The sequence below is a fragment of the Psychrobacter sp. W2-37-MNA-CIBAN-0211 genome (genome assembly GCF_040309405.1).
Classification (GTDB): Bacteria; Pseudomonadota; Gammaproteobacteria; order Pseudomonadales; family Moraxellaceae; genus Psychrobacter; species Psychrobacter glaciei.
The window spans coordinates 1-267 of sequence record NZ_JBEOOU010000253.1; the positions used below are offsets into that span (position 1 = coordinate 1).

Sequence of the window (267 nt, forward strand, 5' to 3'; positions counted from 1 at the left end):
GATTATATTGGTGTTTTTACCGATCTGTTTATTAGCAGCGGTTGGCGGTACTCTGGTATTTTATGAGACGATGCGTGCCAGCAACTCAGAGCAAGAAGCATTGGCAGAGGCGGTGCTCATCCGCTATACACCCACGATTGCTGAGCGTATTCCTGAATTATTGGAGCAGCGCCAACAAGCAGCCAGTAAGGTCAATGCTGGCAATGCAGATCAAGCATCGCAAAGAGCTGCCACTACGCTCGGTGGTATCCAAGAGAGGCTTGGGCG

1 protein-coding gene is annotated in these 267 nt (G+C 50.6%); it reads left to right on the forward strand.

What is annotated here, in order from left to right; genetic code table 11:
* Position 1: 1 nt before the first annotated feature.
* Positions 2-267 (forward strand): hypothetical protein (locus AAEY72_RS15120; RefSeq protein ID WP_352311390.1); only part of this gene is annotated, 266 nt, incomplete at its 3' end.